General features: G+C 46.9%; 1 protein-coding gene. It reads left to right on the plus strand.

Annotation, left to right across the window (positions count from 1 at the left end; all coding sequences use genetic code 11):
• On the plus strand, positions 1 to 373 hold a 373-nt coding region (locus AB4585_RS24210), incomplete at both ends, for a hypothetical protein (protein WP_372171301.1).

Genomic DNA, 373 nt, shown 5'->3' on the forward strand with positions numbered 1-373 from the left:
ACTGTGCATGTACTCAAGGGTGAAGGTGGAGAATATACCGACGATTGGACCATTGAAGACGGGCTTATCAAGGTTAGCTACTCTGATGAGTCGGAAAGCTTTACGGCTTACTGGGCGCTGCTCGAGTCTATGGATCAAACATGGTCTATTAAATTCTTTGAGGAAGAAACGGTTGCAGGTGTGAGCGAAAGCTGGATATGGGCTGATACCGTGGTGCAACAAGATAGAAACGCACTGCAGTTTGACCCCACCAATCTGGTGTTGATGGAGCAAGATGACAACAACTTCTTCTTCCATGCTGATGGTAGTATGAGCTATATCGGCAATGATGACACTGAGCTATATGGGAACAGCTGGGTCAAAACCTCAGCTG

Origin of the sequence: Vibrio sp. 10N.222.49.C9 (assembly GCF_041474985.1) — a bacterium.
Lineage (GTDB): Bacteria > Pseudomonadota > Gammaproteobacteria > Enterobacterales > Vibrionaceae > Vibrio > Vibrio crassostreae_C.